The following is a 17,526-nucleotide window of genomic DNA, read 5'->3' as shown; positions in this document are numbered from 1 at the left end:
CACGCCCGACCAAAGGAGCCCCCGTGTCCATCTCCTCGTACGAGCGCTACCCCCTCCTCTTCGGTCCCTCGCCCGTGCACCGGCTCGACCGGCTCACCGAGCACCTCGGCGGCGCCGCGGTCTGGGCCAAGCGGGAGGACTGCAACTCCGGCATCGCCTATGGCGGCAACAAGACCCGCAAGCTCGAATACCTCGTCGCCGACGCCCTCGCGAAGGGCTGCGACACCCTCGTATCCATCGGCGGCGTCCAGTCCAACCACACCCGTCAGGTCGCTGCGGTCGCCGCCCGCGCCGGTCTCAAGTGCGTACTCATCCAGGAGAGCTGGGTCGAGTGGCCCGACGCCGTCTACGACAAGGTCGGCAACATCCTGATCAGCCGGCTGGCCGGCGCCGACGTACGTCTGGTGCGCGCCGGGTTCGGCATCGGGGTCAAGGAGAGCTGGGAGCAGGCGCTGCGCGAGGTGGAGGAGGGCGGCGGCAGGCCGTACGCCATCCCCGCGGGCGCGTCCGACCACCCGCTGGGCGGGCTCGGCTTCGCCAACTGGGCGTACGAGGTCGCCGAGCAGGAACGCGCGCTCGGCGTGTTCTTCGACACCGTGGTGGTCTGCTCGGTGACCGGCTCCACCCAGGCCGGCATGGTGGCGGGCTTCGCCGCTCTGGAGGAGGCGGGCGCCCGTCCGCGACGCGTACTGGGCATCGACGCCTCCGCGGAACCCACCCGGACCCGCGAGCAGATCGCCCGGATCGCGGCCGCCACCGCAGGGCTCATCGGTGTGCGCCGGGAACTCACCGTGGACGACATCGAGCTCGACGAGCGCTATCACGCGGGCACCTACGGCATCCCCGACGACGCGACCCTCGACGCCATGCGGCTCGCCGCCCGTACCGAGGGCATGGTCACCGACCCCGTGTACGAGGGGAAGTCGATGGCGGGAACGGTCGACCTCGTGGCGCGCGGCGAGATCGCCCGCGATTCCACCGTCCTTTACGCGCATCTCGGCGGCCAGCCCGCATTGAATGGTTACAGCGCCCTTTTCGCAGACGCATAGTGCAAGGATTTCGTTAAGGATTCCGCGGCGTTTTCGGCCGAGCGCAGGAGATTGCAGGGCCACGGGGGTGGTGCGTCTGCGGCTTCCATACGGAACGCTTACGATCCTCAGCGTGTCCAAACTGACCGACGTGCCCAAACGGATCCTGATCGGACGGGCGCTGCGCAGCGACAAGCTGGGAGAAACGCTCCTCCCCAAGCGCATCGCACTTCCCGTCTTCGCATCCGACCCGCTGTCCTCGGTGGCCTACGCGCCCGGAGAAGTCCTCCTGGTGCTCTCCATCGCGGGCGTGTCGGCGTACCACTTCAGCCCCTGGATCGCGCTCGCCGTCGTGGTCCTGATGTTCACGGTCGTCGCCTCCTACCGGCAGAACGTGCACGCCTACCCGAGCGGTGGTGGTGACTACGAGGTCGCCACCACCAACCTCGGCCCCAAGGCCGGGCTGACCGTGGCGAGCGCACTGCTGGTCGACTACGTGCTGACCGTCGCCGTGTCGATCTCCTCCGGGGTGGAGAACCTCGGGTCCGCGATCCCGTTCGTCGTCGAGCACAAGACGGTGTGCGCGATCGCCGCCATCGTGCTGCTGACGCTGATGAACCTGCGCGGCGTCAAGGAGTCCGGCAAGCTCTTCGCCATCCCCACGTACCTCTTCGTGGCCGGCGTCTTCATCATGATCATCTGGGGCGCGTTCCGGGGGCTGGTCCTCGGCGACACCATGCACGCACCGACCTCCGGCTACGAGATCAAGGCCGAGCACGCGGGGCTGAGCGGCTTCGCGCTGGTCTTCCTGCTGCTGCGGGCCTTCTCCTCCGGCTGTGCCGCCCTCACCGGTGTCGAGGCGATCAGCAACGGTGTGCCCGCCTTCCGCAAGCCGAAGAGCAAGAACGCCGCGACGACGCTCGCGATGATGGGCCTGCTGGCCGTCACCATGTTCTGCGGCATCATCGGCCTGGCCATGGCCACCGATGTGAAGATGGCCGAGAACCCGGCCAAGGACCTGATCAACCACGGTGTTCCGGTCGGCCCGTCCTTCGTCCAGGACCCGGTGATCTCCCAGGTCGCGGCGGCGGTCTTCGGCGACGGCACGTTCTTCTTCGTCGTCCTCGCGGCGGCCACCGCACTCGTTCTCTTCCTGGCCGCCAACACCGCGTACAACGGCTTCCCGCTGCTCGGCTCGATCCTCGCGCAGGACCGCTACCTGCCCCGCCAGCTCCACACCCGCGGCGACCGGCTCGCCTTCTCCAACGGCATCGTGCTGCTGGCCGGCGCGGCCATCCTGCTCGTCTGGATCTACGGTGCGGACTCGACCCGGCTCATCCAGCTCTACATCGTCGGCGTCTTCGTCTCCTTCACCCTCAGCCAGACCGGCATGGTCCGGCACTGGAACCGCCACCTGCGGACGGAGAAGGACCCGGCCAAGCGCCGCCACATGGTGCGTTCCCGCGCGATCAACACCTTCGGCGCCTTCTTCACCGGCCTGGTGCTCGTCGTCGTCCTCGCGACCAAGTTCACCCACGGCGCCTGGGTCGCGCTCCTCGGCATGGTGATCTTCTACGGGACGATGACCGCGATCCGCAGGCACTACGACCGGGTCGCCGAGGAGATCGCCGCCGACGAGACACCGTCCGACGAGATCATCCGGCCCTCCCGGGTCCACTCGATCGTCCTGGTCTCCAAGCTCCACCGGCCCACCCTGCGTGCCCTCGCCTACGCCAAGCTGATCCGCTCCGACCGGCTGGAGGCGCTCTCCATCAGCGTCGACCCGGCGGAGACAAAGGCGCTCAAGGACGACTGGGAGCGGCGCGGCATCGACATCCCGCTGAAGATCCTCGACTCCCCGTACCGCGAGGTGACCCGCCCGGTCATCGACTACGTGAAGAGCCTGCGCCGGGAGAGCCCGCGCGACGTGGTGAGCGTGTACATCCCGGAGTACGTGGTCGGCCACTGGTACGAGCACCTTCTCCACAACCAGAGCGCCCTGCGCCTCAAGGGGCGGCTGCTGTTCACCCCGGGCGTCATGGTGACCTCCGTGCCGTACCAGCTGGAGTCCTCCGAGGTGGCCAAGAAGCGCGCCAGGAAGCGCGCCGAATGGAACGCGCCGGGCTCGGTGCGCCGCGGCCCGGTGGAGCGCAGGCCCAAGGAACCCAGCGGCAGGAGCTGACCGCAAGGCCGCTCCCGCTGGTGGTAAACGGCCGGACGACACCCACGTAGAATCGTAGGTTGTTGTCCGGCCGTGGTTGTTGTCCGGCCGTTTCCCCTTGATCCCTGGAGCCACTCCCTCATGCAGAACGAACCCACGTCGTCGCTGGTCGGGGAGGAGTACGAGGTCGAGGTCGGCCCCGTCGCACACGGCGGCCACTGCATCGCCCGCACCTCGGAGGGCCGGGTCCTCTTCGTACGGCACACGCTCCCCGGCGAGAAGGTCATCGCCAGGGTCACCGACGGCGAGAGCGACTCCCGCTTCCTGCGCGCCGACGCGGTACGGATCATCGAGGCGTCCAAGGACCGCGTCGAGGCGCCCTGCCCGTACGCGGGCCCCGGCAAGTGCGGCGGCTGCGACTGGCAGCACGCCAAGCCCGGCGCCCAGCGTCGGCTCAAGGGCGAAGTGATCGCCGAACAGCTCCAGCGCCTCGCGGGCCTCACCCCCGAGGAGGCGGGCTGGGACGGCACGGTCATGCCGGCCGAGGGCGACAAGCTCCCGGCGGGTGAGGTTCCCGCCTGGCGCACCCGCGTCCAGTACGCCATCGACGAGGACGGCAAGGTCGGCCTGCGCAAGCACCGCTCGCACGACGTGGAGCCCGTCGAGCGCTGCCTGATCGCCGCCCCCGGCGTCACGGAGCTCGGCATCGAGAAGCGCGACTGGCCCGGCATGGCCTCGGTGGAGGCCATCGCCGCCACGGGTTCCCACGACCGCCAGGTCATCCTCACCCCGAGGCCCGGCGGCCGGCTGCCCCTGGTCGAGCTCGACAAGCCGGTCTCGGTGATGCGCGTCGACGAGCGGGACGGCGGCATCCACCGCGTCCACGGCCGCGCCTTCGTCCGCGAGCGCGCCGACGACCGCACCTACCGCGTCGGATCCGGCGGCTTCTGGCAGGTCCACCCCCAGGCCGCCAACACCCTGGTCCGCGCCGTCATGCAGGGTCTGCTGCCCCGCAAGAACGACATGGCCCTCGACCTCTACTGCGGCGTCGGCCTGTTCGCCGGCGCCATCGGCCAGCGCATCGGCGAAAAGGGCGCCGTCCTCGGCATCGAGTCCGGCAAGCGCGCGGTCGAGGACGCCCGCCACAACCTGAAGGACCTGGACCGCGTCCGCATCGAACACGGCAAGGTCGACCAGATCCTCCCGCGCACCGGCATCACCGAGTGCGACCTGATCGTCCTCGACCCACCCCGCGCAGGCGCCGGCAAGCAGGTCGTCAACCACCTCGCGGGCCTGGGCGCGCGCCGCATCGCGTACGTCGCATGCGACCCGGCGGCGCTGGCGCGCGACCTGGCCTACTTCCGGGACGGCGGGTACCGGGTGCGGACGTTGCGGGCGTTCGATCTGTTTCCGATGACGCATCACGTGGAGTGCGTGGCGATTCTGGAGCCGGTGAAGAAGGACTCCTGACCTGCGGTTTTCTGGTGTGGCCGGTTTTTGACGGATTATGCCGACCTGTTTTCGGGTGGGCATGATGTGGGGAATGCCATCGGACTGCCGAATGCTTCTGACCTGCGGTTCTGTGGATGGCGTGTTGGATGAGGGATTCACTGCCCCGATCTTCGCGGGGCAGTGAGAGATCATTTCGACGCTCATCTGACGCTAATTCTGACGGGGCGTCATGCGTGTCCGGTAGCGCTCGTGGTCGCTTGGGATCGGTGGTGCCGGGCCTCGAACTCTTCGAGTGGAGGTCCACTGGACGGCGAGGCGTTCGACCTGGTCAGCATCTCGCCAGTTCGGCCTTGAAGGAGCCGACGGAGGCGGTCGCGCCAGTGTCCAGCAGCCGATCCTCGCAGGGGATGGAAACGTATTGCGAGCCGCAGTGCTGTGATGAATCAGTCCCGAGCCCTTCTTGATTCCCCGCCGGCGCAAGGCGGTCTTCAGTGCGTCGAGCGGGGGTATGTGCGCATGTGAGTGGCGAGCTGCCATCCGGCGGTACGGACTCGGGGCCTGGCGACGGCGCTCGCAAATCCGCCTTTGGCGCTGTGCATGCGGCACATGGGTCTGCCAGGCTAGACCGCACCGTGAGCCCCACTCCGTCCGTTATCCGTAACACCGCTGGATATTGGTGCGAGCGGCGTGCCGCGAGCAGCCCGACCGTGGCCCTGGACCAGAGGCGACGGCTATCCGGCCGATGTGACGTACAACCGTTTCGGCTCCGCCAGAACGGCACGTGCGCCGTCGAAGTCGGCGAGTCTCGCGGCCACCGTGGCGGTGGCCAGCCGCAGGGGGAGCGCTGCCGAGAACTTCAGCCCGTGGACTGCGCGCGGGTCGACGTCCGGAAGGACCATCGCCGGAGCTGCCGCGGCGGCCTCGATCGCGGAGCGCCACATGACGTGTGACAGATCCTCCCGCAGCCGCAAATAGCAGTCCGTCGGGCGCTGAACCGGATCGGCGATCGATGACAAGGTTGCGCCCAGCGTCGCGTTGGCGCGGTATCCGGCCCACGTCCACCAACGAACGTCGTTGCCCTTCCGGGCCACAAGTGTCCCAGCGGGATGAACGATGTGTGGCCCCTCGGTTTCACGCCACTCCTGAAGGCAGACGTCGGCCCGCCGGGTGAGCGAGACGACCGGGTCGGATCCGAGAAGTACTGCTCGCATGGCACGGGTCAGTGCATGGGAGAGCCCCATGAATGTCCCGCTCGACCATTTGGCGATCCCTCCGCCGTCGACCGGTTCGACGAAAGCCCGCTTGCGTCCCCAGTCGATGAAGGTCACCTGCCAGCTGCGACCGGCCAGCAGCAGCCTCCGTGGGCCCGGCCGTTCCTCGGTGAGTACTGAGGGATCCATCTGGCCGATCTCGGTGCGCCCGGACAGGACGGTGAACTGCGGTGGTGCGGTGAACGACGCGGTCAGCTCGATGAAGTGCCGTCGACCGAAACGGCGTTCGGCCTCAGGCCCGATGAACAGCATTCCGCCGTCGGTGTCGAGGAAGCCCTCGTCCGTCAGATGGCGCAGGATTGGAGCGGCCGAGCGGTCGAAGGGAGCGAGGCCGTTCCACTGCTCGGGCCAGAGCTGGTCACCCAGTTTGTGTTCCTGAAGTGTGGCGGCCAGCAGCTGCTGAGCCACGAGGTGGCGTGGCTCGGGTGGTGCCACAACGGGTTCGACCCATCCGCGCCCCCAGAGCAGGAGTAGCCCCGCGGCTTGCAGGAGCGTGTCCTTGCGGGTGGCCAGGAAGAGACAATTGCGCTGGGTACCAGCTCTGCGTCCGGTGCGGCCGATGCGCTGGAGGAACGAGGCGACGGTGCTCGGGGAGTCGATCTGGATGACCCTGTCCAAGTCGCCGACGTCGATGCCCAGTTCCAAGGTGGACGTGGACACGATGACGCAGTCCCGTGCCTCGGCGAACGCCTGCTCCGACCTGGCTCGCTCGTCGGCCGAGAGCGAGGCGTGCGACAGGAACACCGTGACCTCCCGCGCCCGCAGCGCCGCTCCCAGCTCCTCCACCTGACGCCTGGAGTCGCAGAACACGAGCCGTTTCTCGCCCCTGTGCAGGGCCGCGATCACCTTGGCGGCGTTGTCGAGGGAGCCCACGTAGTCGAGCTCCACGTCTCCCGGTGGGGGCTCCGCGGCCGGCATGCCGACGGGCCGGCCAGAGGTGGTGGCGGGCGCCTTGGGGAGATCCGGAGCCACCACCCGGCCAGGGCGCTGTCCCGCGCCCGATCCCTGGAGCCAAGTGAGCAGTTGGTGAGGATTGCCGACGGTCGCGGACAATCCGATGCGCTGGATGGGCCGCCCGGTGACGCGCTCCAGGCGCTCCAGCACGGCCAGGAGATGCCAGCCGCGGTCGTCGCCGGCGAAGGCGTGCACCTCGTCCACGACGACGGCCCGAACACCTCCCAGCAGGTGTGCATGATCGGTCTTCACGCCGATGAGCATGGCCTCCAGAGACTCCGGCGTGGTCAGCAGGATGTCGGGCCTCTCGGTGCGGATGCGTCTGCGCTGGGACTCCTTGGTGTCGCCGTGCCAGAGGGCGGCGGTGCGCCCGAGCCACTGCGCGTACCCATCGATCCGCGTTACCAGGTTGTTGAGAAGGGCCTTGAGCGGGCAGAGGTAGAGAACCGAGGTGCCCGTCCAGCCTTGAGTGGTCATGGCTGACAGGATCGGCAGGCACGCGGCCTCGGTCTTGCCACCGGCAGTGGGAGCGAGGACGACGGTGTCCTCGCCGTCCATCACCGGGTCGATCGCAGCGCGTTGGAGCGGGCGCAGATCGGGCCAGCCGAGGGTGTTCACCACGTGATGCAGGACGACGAGATCGAGCCGGTCGACGGGGTCCGCTCCCTGCGCCATCACAGCTCCAGATCGATGCCGTCGGCGGACGACGCGGCCGCCAGGTTGCGTTCCACGGCGGTGAGTTCACTGCCGGCCACCGTCAGTCGGTAGTGCTGCCGGGGGTCGAAGTCCTCGAACTGGTCGATGCGGTCGAGGACGTCACCGACGAGCTTCTTCAGGAAGAGCCGGGGCGCCACACCGACCTTGCCGCCGAGCGCCCCGCCCACCGCCTGTGCGAGATCGGCGACGTACGCGTCGTCGGCCAGGGCCTTGATCCGGTCGGGAGCAGCGGCACCGGTTGCGTACAGGTCTCGGATGGTGATTCCGAGCCCTGTCAGGGAATCCTGGGTGAATCCCGAAAGGCGCAGCTGGACGGCGCGTGGGTTGTCGAAGCGGGGATCGGTGGTGAAGTCGGTGGCGAGGCGCTGGGCGAGCGGCGCGAGGCGCTGGACACCCTGCTGCCCGTCGTAGAACGCGGGGGTTCCGGTGATGACCAGGTAGAGGCCGGGGAAGCGGCCGGAGTGGATTTCGTCGATGAGCTGGCGCAGTGCGTTCAGCGCCTTGTCGCGGGCGTCCGACCGTACACGCTGCAGTGTCTCCACCTCGTCGAGTACGACGAATAGCCCTCGGTGTCCGGAGTCCCGCAGAACGGTCAGCAGCCCTTGCAGGAACCCCAGGGCCCCGAAGTGATCCAGGTCCCCGCGCACTCCGGCGGACCGGCGGGCCGCCGCGGCCACATGGGGCTGACCGCCGAGCCAGGCGAGGACGGCCGCAGCCGTCGGTTCGTCCCCTTCGGCGAGGGCGGATCGGTAGCCGCGGAGTGCGGCGGCGAAGGACGGAGCATGCCGCGACACCTCGGTCAGCCGGGCGGCCAGGAGCTGCTCCACCGCGCCGCTCAGTTCGTCCTCGTCGGCCCCGGCGGCGAGTGCGTCCTCCTCCAGTGCATAGAACCAGGCGTCCACCACCGGGCGGAGCGCGCTCGGAGGGAAGCTGGAGGTGGACAGCCGTTCGGTGAGGCGCCGGTAGACGGTTTCCAGCTTGTGCAGTGGCGTCTCTGTCTCGGAGACCTGGATCTCGGCCACGGCGAAGTTGCGCTGCTTGGCGCGCTCGCCGAGCCAGCGGGTGAAGAACGTCTTGCCGGATCCGTACTCACCCCGGACGGCTTTGAACACCGAGGCGCCCGAGGCGACCGCGTCGAGCTCGGCGTCGAGCGCGGACTCGAATCGGTCGAGGCCCGTGGCGAGCAGGTCCAGGCCGCTCTCCGGAACGGCGCCGCGCCGCAGGGCGTCGATCGCGGTACGCCGCCGGACGGCGGAGACGGCTGAGGAGCGAGGGTCGGTCACCGGGCCATTGTCCCATCGGCCCGGTGGCTCTCGACCGGCTGTCGCGTCATCTGCGGGGCAGCGGTCCGTAACCGAGGGTGGTCGTCAGGTGGGCGACGAAGTCGGCGCTCTTGGCGGTCTTGTCGGGACTCCATTGCCGTTCGTTCTGGAAGCTGTCGAACTGTTCCTTCAGCGACTTCCAGAGGGACAGCAGGCGGATGGTGGTGGGGAAGGTGCCTTCCCGGGCCGCGTTGTTCAGCTCCTGGGGCTTCCCGAACGCTCTGCCCACGAGATCGACGGCGCCGAGCATGGCGAGATGGAAGCGAAGGTTCGTGTGCTCCGAGCGGGAGATGAGGTCCGGTGCCACCTGAAAAAAGGCGTCGATCTGCCGCTGTGCCTGCGCCAGCCACAGGTAGACCGGCAGTTCGGTCTTGTCGGAGAAGACGCGCCGGTAGTCGGTGTCCGACTTCAGCAGGCTCGACGGACGGGCGCGGGCGTAGTCGGGCCGCCCCAGGCCCATCGCCATGACGGACTGGGCGAGCAGGGGGATGCTGATGATCCGGTCCGCCGACTTGCCCTGGTTGCGGTAGAAGTTCTTGCGCCGGTCGTAGAACCAGTCGTGCTCCAGGAAGTACGACTCGATCTGCCGCTGGATGTCGTCCGTCGCCCGCAGGGATGCCACGGGCACACTCGTCTGCCGGTTGGTCGCCCGGATAACGGCATCCCGCGCTGCCTGGTCGGCAGTGACGAGGATGCGCACCTGCACCAGCCTCTCGAACACTGCCGCACCTGGATCGGTCGCGTACAGGCCGCTGAGCGTCTCATGCAGCGTGTACGAGGTCTGGAGACCGTTCACGATCTGTACGTCGGACAGGCTCATCCGCTTGCCGATCGAGGTCGCCTGCGAGCACACGATCGTGATGCCGTTGTTGAGCCACCAGAACTCCGGCGCGTCAGGCTTCTGGAGGGACGCCGTGATCTCCCGGTTGACCTCGACGTTCCCCTGATAGTCGCGGACGTTCCAGTCGAAGATGTGGGTCTGTATCGCCCCGGTTTCCTCGCTCAGGAAGTCGATGTACTCGCCCAGGGCGACCAGCGCGATGTGGCTGGTGCCGTGCGTGATGCTCTCCCGGTACGGGAGTTCCAGGGTGTACGAGGGCAGGGTGCTGGCACGCTTCCACAGCTCCGCAGGCCCGAGAAACTCCACCTCGCCCGTGGAAATCGCGAAGGCGTTGGAGAACTGTGCCTCCAGGATCTTGCCCTTCGCCTGCACTTTCGGGTGCACTTCGCCCGCCTCGCCGCGTGTCACGTACGAGAACTTGATCAGTACCGTGGGGTGGCGGGTGAGAAGCTTGGTCAGGGCCCTGCGGAACATTCCGAAGCGGGCGAGCAGGTCGTCGGAATACAGCAGCCCGACCACGGACTCGTCGACCTCCATGTCCAGGAGGTTCGAGCAGGTGGAAGCCACCTTGTCCAGCGCGACCTCGGAGAAGCCTGTGCTGGTTTTCGCCTGGACGAGCCACAGCGTCAGCTGAGATCCCGCCTCCACGCCCGTGGCGGCGAACTGGGGAGAGAAGATCTCGCTGTCCTCGTGGAGCAGCCTGCCACCGAGGAAGACGTACACCCCATCGATGCCGCCGTCGTCCGAGCCACCGATCACACCGGCCTCGATCTCCTCCTCGGAGAGGCCGTAGCCGTGCAGGGCGTGCTCGGCCGCGAACCTCTCGAAGGTGGCGTCGAAGGACAGCGGAACGGTGCGCGCGTTCCGCTGCTCCTCGATCATCGCGTTGATCAGTACACGATCGTTGGCGCTCATGGCCCCCCGGTCCGTTCATGAGGTGCGGCTCTCACCGCTCTGTCTGCTGAGATTGAACTGGTCGCGCAGCAAGGAGAGATTGAGACGGATCGTCCGACCGTCCGGAAGCGTCTCCAGGACCTGCACGCCGTCGTAGTTGAGCAACTGCCGCAGAATGGCGGCGAAGCCGTCCGCCCGGGTGGCCGGGTACTCGACACGCTGGGCCAGCGCCGTGACCGGAAGGGTGCCTCCCGCATCGACCAGGGCCCGGATCGCGCGGTCCACCTTGTCCATCGGCGGCTTCCGTGCCAGCAGGCCGATTTGTCCCCGGAACGCCTCCGATGCGAAGAGTGCCTCGACGAGAGCGTCGTCGGGATCCACCACGGCCTTCTTCACCAGTGCTTCCTCGCCCTCGCCTGCCGGCACCAGGGTGACGTCGAACAACGACTCGTGCGTCCTGGCCAGGTGGGCCTGTTCCTTCTTCGGCTGCTGACGGCTCTGCCGCCTCGGCGCAGGAGCCGGTTCGGGAGTGGCCGCCGCGGCAGGACGGGTCTTCTGCTCGTCGAGGAGCCACCAGGTCGGCCGCTGATCGCCCAGTTCCCGCCAGGTCGGGGGAGGTGTGGCTCCGAACGGCAGAAAGGCAAGGACCGGAATGGTGAACTCCGCAAGGGATGCCCCGCCGTGATAGCCGGCCTTCCGGGCTGTGTACCTGGAATCGGCATCCCACAGCGCGACGATCGACCCGCCGGGCTCCGGCGCGACCACCCGGTGCCCGCGCAACTCGACCTCGGCCGCCGCCGTCCTGCCGCCCTCGGCCCGGTGGCGGGCCGACTGCGGCGACTCGGTATCGACCTTCACGCCGTGTCGGTCCACCACATGCCCGTGGTCGCTGGTGACCAGTACAGCCATGCCCTGCCCGGCGGCGACGCGCAGCAGATCCAGGAGAGCGGGAATGTGCTCGGCCTGCCAGGCGCTGTCGCCGAGCTTTTGTTCCTTGGCGAGCCGGTCGTCGATGGCGTTGAGGACGACCGCCACGTGCGTACGGCCGTCCATGAGCGCTTCGGTGAGCGCGGGTCCAAAGGTCGCCCCGGCACTCTCCGCCCGCAGGTCGTCCTTGTGGAACACGGCAGCGGGCGCACCGCGCCAGAGGGCATGGCCGGGGAACAGCTGGGCCTCGTCCTTCTGTGACCCCTGCATCAGCCTTCCAGCGAAGAGTGACGTACGGGAGACCGCGGTCAGCGTCGGCAGGGCCGCGGCCATGGCGCGGCGACGTGGGACACCTTCGTCCATCGGGTCGAACTCGGCCCAGGACGCTCGTAGTTCCTCGCCCAGCTCGGTGGCGATGGCCGCACTCACGCCGTCCAGTACGAGGAGGAGGATCCTCCGGTCGGCGGCGCTCTGGACGACCGGCTTCACGGTGCGCTCGAGGAAGGTCTCCACCGTGAGCATCGCACCGGGCTCGGTACCCGCGGCCGTCCAGGTCGCGAGAGCGCGGGCGAAGTCGCGGTCGATCTCGTGCCGCCGTGCGCGTACACGAGCGACGAGCACGTCGTACGCGGCCTTCAACACGGCATCGGGATCCCCGCCGGCCTCGATGTGTTCAAGGGCGCGGTCCACCCACCCGGTCTCGGCGAGATGGCGCTGTATGGCGGCGTAGACCGAGGGAGCGTCGACGGCCGGTTCGGTGGCCAGCCACTGAACCAGCCGCTGGGCCATGTGTGTGCGCTCGACGCGCGCTCGTACGTCGGGCCCGTTCCTACGCCGGTGCTCGCCCAGAGCGCGGACCGCAGCAGCGAGCGGGTCCGCCCGGCCGGCCGAGAGCGCCCGTCCCACGGTGGTGAACCTGGCATCCAGGCCAGCCGGCAGTACCGGGCTCTCCTGGGCCGCGGCTTCCGCGCCGAACTGACGGATCAGTGCCGAGGCGCGCTCCAGGACGGTGTCGGTGATCCTCCGGGCCTCGCGGGCTTCGTCCGCTCCGTCGCCACCGCCCCTGGCGGTCCGGGCCAGGAGCCCGACGACGTAATCCTCCGACGCCCGCCCGAATGCGGCTGCGAGGGTGTCGAACTGTTCGCCTTCAGCCGGTCGCCGCTCCCCGAACCAGCGCTCCGCCCGACCGCGTGCCGTGTACGTGGACGCATCCGCCGAGGCATGACACCACAGGGCCGCGCACACCAAGCCGAACGCGACCGCGTCGGCCCCGTGTTCCGCCTCGACGAGGGCGAGGAGTGCCCGCCCGGCGAGCCCGGCCTGATCCTCCTCACTGAGGAACTCCGTGAGCCCAGAGCGCTCGGGTCCCCGTAGCTCAAGAAACCTCTCGGGGCGGCCGGGAGTCAGCGACCAGCCGAGCAGCGTATGCGTGTCCAGGCTGCCGGCCGTCGCGGTGTGATCCTGTGCCGCCGACTCGTCCTCGTACGGGCCGAGCCGAAGCCGACGCAGCGACAGGGCGGACAGCGCCGTGCGCCGCGAGAGCATGCCGCCCGCCAGACGGGGCCAGCGCTTGGGCGGAGCGGCGTCGAGGAGCGCCTCGGCAGCCCAGTTGTCCTCTTTGAGCCGGGGGTCGACCTGCTGGGCGCCGAATGCGTCCCGGACCACGTCCCAGCTGTCCACCGCGTCGATGCGCTGTTTGTGGGCACGTGCCAGGATCGCCGGGTCCAGTTCGTTCTGCTCGCGATCGGTGAGGATCACGAGCACGGCAGGGCCTGTGACCCGGTCCGCGAGATGGTCGAGCAGCAGCTCGTGCACGGCGAGTGGGGACAGCGCTGCCACGACGCGGGCGGACTGCCCGTCGCCCCAGACCGGTTCGGCGGGACCGTCCCACTGCGGTGCGGAACGCAACAGTACGGCTCTGCGCTTGCCCCGGCCCACGAGAGCATCGGTGAGGGACGACTGGGCGGACAGGTACTGGGTGATCGTCGCGAGGTTCAACCGCACCGCGACCGTGCTGGTCGTCACCGCGCTCATGCCTCGACTACCCGCCAGGTGATCTCGATGGTGGCACCGGGCTCCTGTGCCGCCAACTCTGCCAGCTGCGATTGGAGTTCGGCCACCGCTTGCATCGCGGGTGTACGGCTGCCGCCCGAACGCCGCACCCGGCCGGTACCGGTGGACCCTTCGGCGGGGCTGGTAGAGGACCCCTCCTCCGGCACACGCGGATGGCGGGAGGGCGTATCCAGAGGCACGTCACCCGGACCGGGGACAGGAAGAACAGGCGGGGGCGGCGGGGTGACCGTCGCCCGGTTCCGCTTGACCAGCGCGAGGACCTCGCGCTGGGTGCGGGCCAAAGCGTCCTTGAGGTCGTTGGTCCGCTGGTCGCTGCGGGCGGCATTGCGCAGGGACTCGAGCAGTGCCGCGCCCTCGGGGCCCTCGGCGGTGGCCAGGTCGAGGGTGGTCCACGATGCCGAGTCCAGCGCACGGGCCACCGCCCCGGCCTGCTTGACCGAGGTCCCGAAGCGGTCCGCGCTGACCCCGCCGAAGTCGAAGGCGGCCAGCGCCTCCACCGTCTTCTTCGCACCGGCGGCACCCTGGCCGGCCGAGCGCGTGAGGGCGTCCAGCAGATCGACGGCCCGGCGCGCGATGGCAAGCCGGCCGGCCTCCACGGTCTCGTCCAGCTGAAGGAAGGCGGCATGCCGCTCCAGCTCGGTCACGAGTTGGCGAGCCTCTTCCCGGCAGTCCCCGGCTTCCTTGGCGATCTGCCGGGCGAGCTGGTTCACCATGCGGCCGCGTCGCAGCGTCGGCGCGGGTACACCGAACACCGTCGTGAAACGCTGGCGGGCAGCCTCCCAGACCTCCTCCGACGGCAGCGGCTGGCTGCGCAGCGCATCCTGGTCCTTGATTTCGTGGAGTCCAGGCGCCGGGTCGAGAGGAATGCCCGCCCGCACCCACACCCGGTCGTCCATCTCGGCGAACGAGGCCACCACGAGCCGGGAGAGGAAGACCGGCAGTCCACGCGGATTCGGCCGGTCCGTCCAGTCGGTGAGTGTGATCAGACTGAGGTCCCCGGTCACCCCCTGCTCGCGAGCGAGCTTCTGGAAGTGGTCCGCCCAGTAGCGCGACACCTCGAAATATGCTTCCTTCTGCTGGCCGAGCCGCAGCTGGCCGGCCACCCGGCGCATCAGGTTCCGGTCGGCGGCCGGGACCTCGGCCCGCCCGTCACGGGCCTCGGAGGCTGCCTGGACGTGTCCGAACACCTTCTTGGCGTCGGCCGGCTTGACGACGGTGCCGTTGCCGTCGGGGTCGAGGTCCGGGTGATCCGGGTACTGGCTCGCGAGCAGCTTGCCCGCGATGTGCCGGATCCCGTCGCGCAGCGACTGGCCAAAGGAGAGCGTCAGCCCGTCGACCGCACGCAGTGACTCCAGGTGGTCGCCGAACCCCAGCTCCACGTCGGTCGCCTTCTTGTCGGCGAGCCCGTAGGCCTGCTTGAAGGCGGCCTTGACGTTCTTGAGCAGGGACTCCCGCTGGGTTTCGAGCAGCCCCTTGGCGCTTGCCCGGTTGTCGGGGTTCAGATGGACCGCGTACTGACCGTTGAACCGCTGCTCGTCCGCGAGCGCCTTGTCGATCACGACCAGCCGACGGAAGTCGGCATACCGCTGGCTGGAGAGGTGGGTGGGGAGCCAGGCGACGGTACGCGACGGCTCGCCCTGCTTCTCGCGGAGCCGCCGCATCCGGTTGGCGTCCTCGACCGGCCCGTACTCGCTCTCGTCGAAGGGCAGGTCGATCGCGATCCGCCAGCGACCGTCCAGCTGCGGCATCAGGTCGTGATCCGCCAGCTCGTCCTCGTCCGCCACGTTGCCGAAGATCACCTCGACACTGCGCTCCGTGCCCCGCCAGACGAAGTTCAGCTCGTCGATCAACTGGCCCTGCGTGATGCCGAGCTCATCGGCGAGCAGCCGCTTGGCGAGGGCGCTCCGGCTGCCCGGGTTGTCGTTGACGTTGGCGTTAGCGATGACCGAGTCCACGTCGACCCCGGAGAGTTCGAGACGGGCACCCGGATTGCTGTCGGTGCCGGTCTCCTTGATCTCGGGGAAGCGGCCCGCCCACTCGGCCACCTTGTTCTTCAGGATGCCGTACTCGCGGCCGGGGATCGGAGCGACCACCGAGCCGTAGTTGAGGGCGGACAGCCGTCGGATGGTGAGGTCGGAGAGAGCGGGGACGCTGGGCGCGAGCGCGGACAGCAGCAGCGTGCCGATGATCCGGTTGTCGCCGACGAACAGCTTGATCCGGCCCCGCAGCTCCTGGTCGGTGATGCTGTCGGGACGGTTGGTGTACCGCTCGATGTCCTCCTCCGACACGTTGTGTGTGAGCAGGAGGTACGGGCGAAGCTTGGTTCGGTACAGCTTGTCCGCGGCCTCGAAGACCACCTTCAGGCTGTTGGTGAAGGGCTTGTCGCCACCGGCCGTGATCAGCGGGTACAGGTCACCGACCGGGATCAGGTCGCCCAGGCGCAGTTCGGCACGGTGATCGGCGAGAAGCTGACCCATCAGCTTCATACCGGTCCGGTTGCGCTGGAGCGCCGAGGACACATGGACGAGGGTGTCCATGAACGCCGGCGAGAACGGGTACGTCAGCCGGAAGCTCTCCTCGTCCGCCCCGACGCCGTCCGCGCCGCGGTCGGATCCGAGGAGGGTGTCCCACACCTCCTGGCGGACTCTGCGGGTCTTCTCGAACTCCGCCTTGACCAGGGCAGCGGCTTCGGTGTCCTTGGGCCGAAGCAGACGGGCATGTGCGATCACGGGAAGATTGCGGTCCTCGAGTGTGATCTTGTCGAACCGGCCCGAGGCCAGGTTGAGCGTGTCCTGGATGGAGGACTCCGCCGCTCCGGACACTTCCTCGCCGACGAGCTCGCGCAGGTCGCGCTGCCGGGCGATGAAGGAGACCACGGGGATGGCGCGGCGTGCGTCGCCGCCCTCCACGAAGTTCGTGATCTTGCTGGCCTCGCGGGCCACGAACTTCTCCTCGTGGATCAGGGTTGCCAGCCACAGGATCAGCTCGTCCAGGAAGAGGATCAGCCCGTCGTAGCCGAGCGCCTTGGCGTGCTCGGCGATCACGGACAGCCCGGCGTCGAGGGAGATGAACCCGTGCTCGTTCTCGGCGGCGTTCTTCGCGAAGCCGGGCAGCAGATTCGTACTCGCGTCGCGCACCAGCCGTGCCCGCAGCTCGGGCGGCGTGGACGGGCGGACGAGGTTGAGTGCCTGGCCCGCCTCGTGCACCTCCTCGGCGGCGAGCGCGGTGTCGAGCAGGTCCGGCGTCCACGCCCACGTGAGGGACTCGCCCCACTCGTCGCCATCGTCCTCGGCCGCCACGGCCTCGGACTCGTCCACCGAGGTCAGGCCCGTGATGACGGGCCCGTCGCCCATGCTGGCCCGCATCGCCCGGATGTCGTCGAAGAGGGCGTCCGTCCGGTACACCTGCGGCGTCGGAGCCTCTGGGTGCAGCTTCTTGACGTGGGTCACGTACCCGCCGAGCACCCGCTGCTCCAGCACCTTCGCCCCGAGCATGTGGTACGGCACGAGCAGGAACTTCTTCCCGTCCGTGCCGAGCCACTCGTGCTTCGTCAGTACGGGGTCGAGGTCCTCGCGGGCCCGGGCCGCCGGGCTGCCGCTGAGCAGGGCGTGCAGCACCGCCATGAAGTGCGACTTACCGGAACCGAACGAGCCGTGCAGATACGCCGCCTTGGACGTCCGTCCGTCGAGCGCGGACCGGATCAGGCCGAGTGCCTCGTCGAAGTTCTCCAGCAGCCGCTCGGTCACCACGTAGTCGCGGAGTGCGCGCTCGGCGCCCTCGGGAGTCGTCGCCTCCGAGAGCTGGAGCACGAAGTCCGAAGTGGAGATGGACTCCTTGATGTCGATGACATCGCGGAGCAGGGGCGGCTGCTGGGCCATTGACGATC

Annotated in this window: 8 protein-coding genes; 3 read left to right on the top strand and 5 right to left on the bottom strand. The window is 68.9% G+C overall.

Annotation, left to right across the window (positions count from 1 at the left end; genetic code table 11):
* The first annotated feature begins 23 nt into the window (after positions 1-23).
* The 3 genes from ACFVH0_RS12935 (at position 24) to ACFVH0_RS12925 (ending at position 4,659) form a co-directional block, all read left to right on the top strand.
* The gene (locus tag ACFVH0_RS12935; protein WP_385819608.1) at positions 24-1,049 is read left to right on the top strand and encodes a 1-aminocyclopropane-1-carboxylate deaminase; all 1,026 of its coding nucleotides are present in this window, start codon (positions 24-26) and stop codon (positions 1,047-1,049) included.
* 112 nt (positions 1,050-1,161) lie between these two features.
* Entirely contained in the window at positions 1,162-3,210 is a 2,049-nt protein-coding gene (locus tag ACFVH0_RS12930) for an APC family permease (RefSeq protein WP_385819607.1), read from the top strand.
* Positions 3,211-3,330: 120 nt separating this feature from the next.
* Positions 3,331-4,659, top strand: coding sequence for a class I SAM-dependent RNA methyltransferase (locus tag ACFVH0_RS12925; RefSeq protein ID WP_385819606.1), 1,329 nt, complete (start codon positions 3,331-3,333; stop codon positions 4,657-4,659).
* Between the two features lie 713 nt (positions 4,660-5,372).
* Here the strand turns inward: ACFVH0_RS12925 and ACFVH0_RS12920 are convergent.
* The 5 genes from ACFVH0_RS12920 to ACFVH0_RS12900 are packed head-to-tail and all read right to left on the bottom strand — an operon-like array spanning position 5,373 to position 17,518.
* On the bottom strand, positions 5,373-7,541 hold the full coding sequence (locus ACFVH0_RS12920; protein ID WP_266427944.1) for a DEAD/DEAH box helicase: 2,169 nt from the start codon (positions 7,539-7,541) through the stop codon (positions 5,373-5,375).
* Positions 7,541-8,866: a BREX system ATP-binding protein BrxD gene (gene brxD, locus ACFVH0_RS12915; RefSeq protein WP_385819605.1), complete on the bottom strand. Its 1,326-nt coding sequence runs from the start codon at positions 8,864-8,866 to the stop codon at positions 7,541-7,543. The genes ACFVH0_RS12920 and brxD overlap by 1 nt, the downstream gene beginning before the upstream one ends.
* Before the next feature lie 46 nt (positions 8,867-8,912).
* A complete protein-coding gene (locus ACFVH0_RS12910; RefSeq protein ID WP_385819604.1) occupies positions 8,913-10,661 on the bottom strand; it encodes an AIPR family protein in 1,749 nt (582 codons plus the stop codon).
* Positions 10,662-10,676: 15 nt separating this feature from the next.
* Positions 10,677-13,601, bottom strand: a complete 2,925-nt coding sequence (gene pglZ, locus ACFVH0_RS12905) for a BREX-2 system phosphatase PglZ (RefSeq protein ID WP_385819603.1) — start codon at positions 13,599-13,601, stop codon at positions 10,677-10,679.
* Positions 13,598-17,518 carry a phage resistance protein gene (locus ACFVH0_RS12900; RefSeq protein ID WP_385819602.1) on the bottom strand — a complete coding sequence of 1,307 codons (3,921 nt, stop codon included), beginning with the start codon at positions 17,516-17,518 and terminating at the stop codon, positions 13,598-13,600. The genes pglZ and ACFVH0_RS12900 overlap by 4 nt, the downstream gene beginning before the upstream one ends.
* Positions 17,519-17,526: the final 8 nt, after the last annotated feature.

Origin of the sequence: Streptomyces sp. NPDC127117 (assembly GCF_042677325.1) — a bacterium.
In the GTDB taxonomy this organism is placed as follows: Bacteria; Actinomycetota; Actinomycetes; order Streptomycetales; family Streptomycetaceae; genus Streptomyces.
The sequence above is the reverse complement of the archived record's forward strand: the minus strand, read 5'-3'. Positions and strand labels throughout refer to the sequence as shown.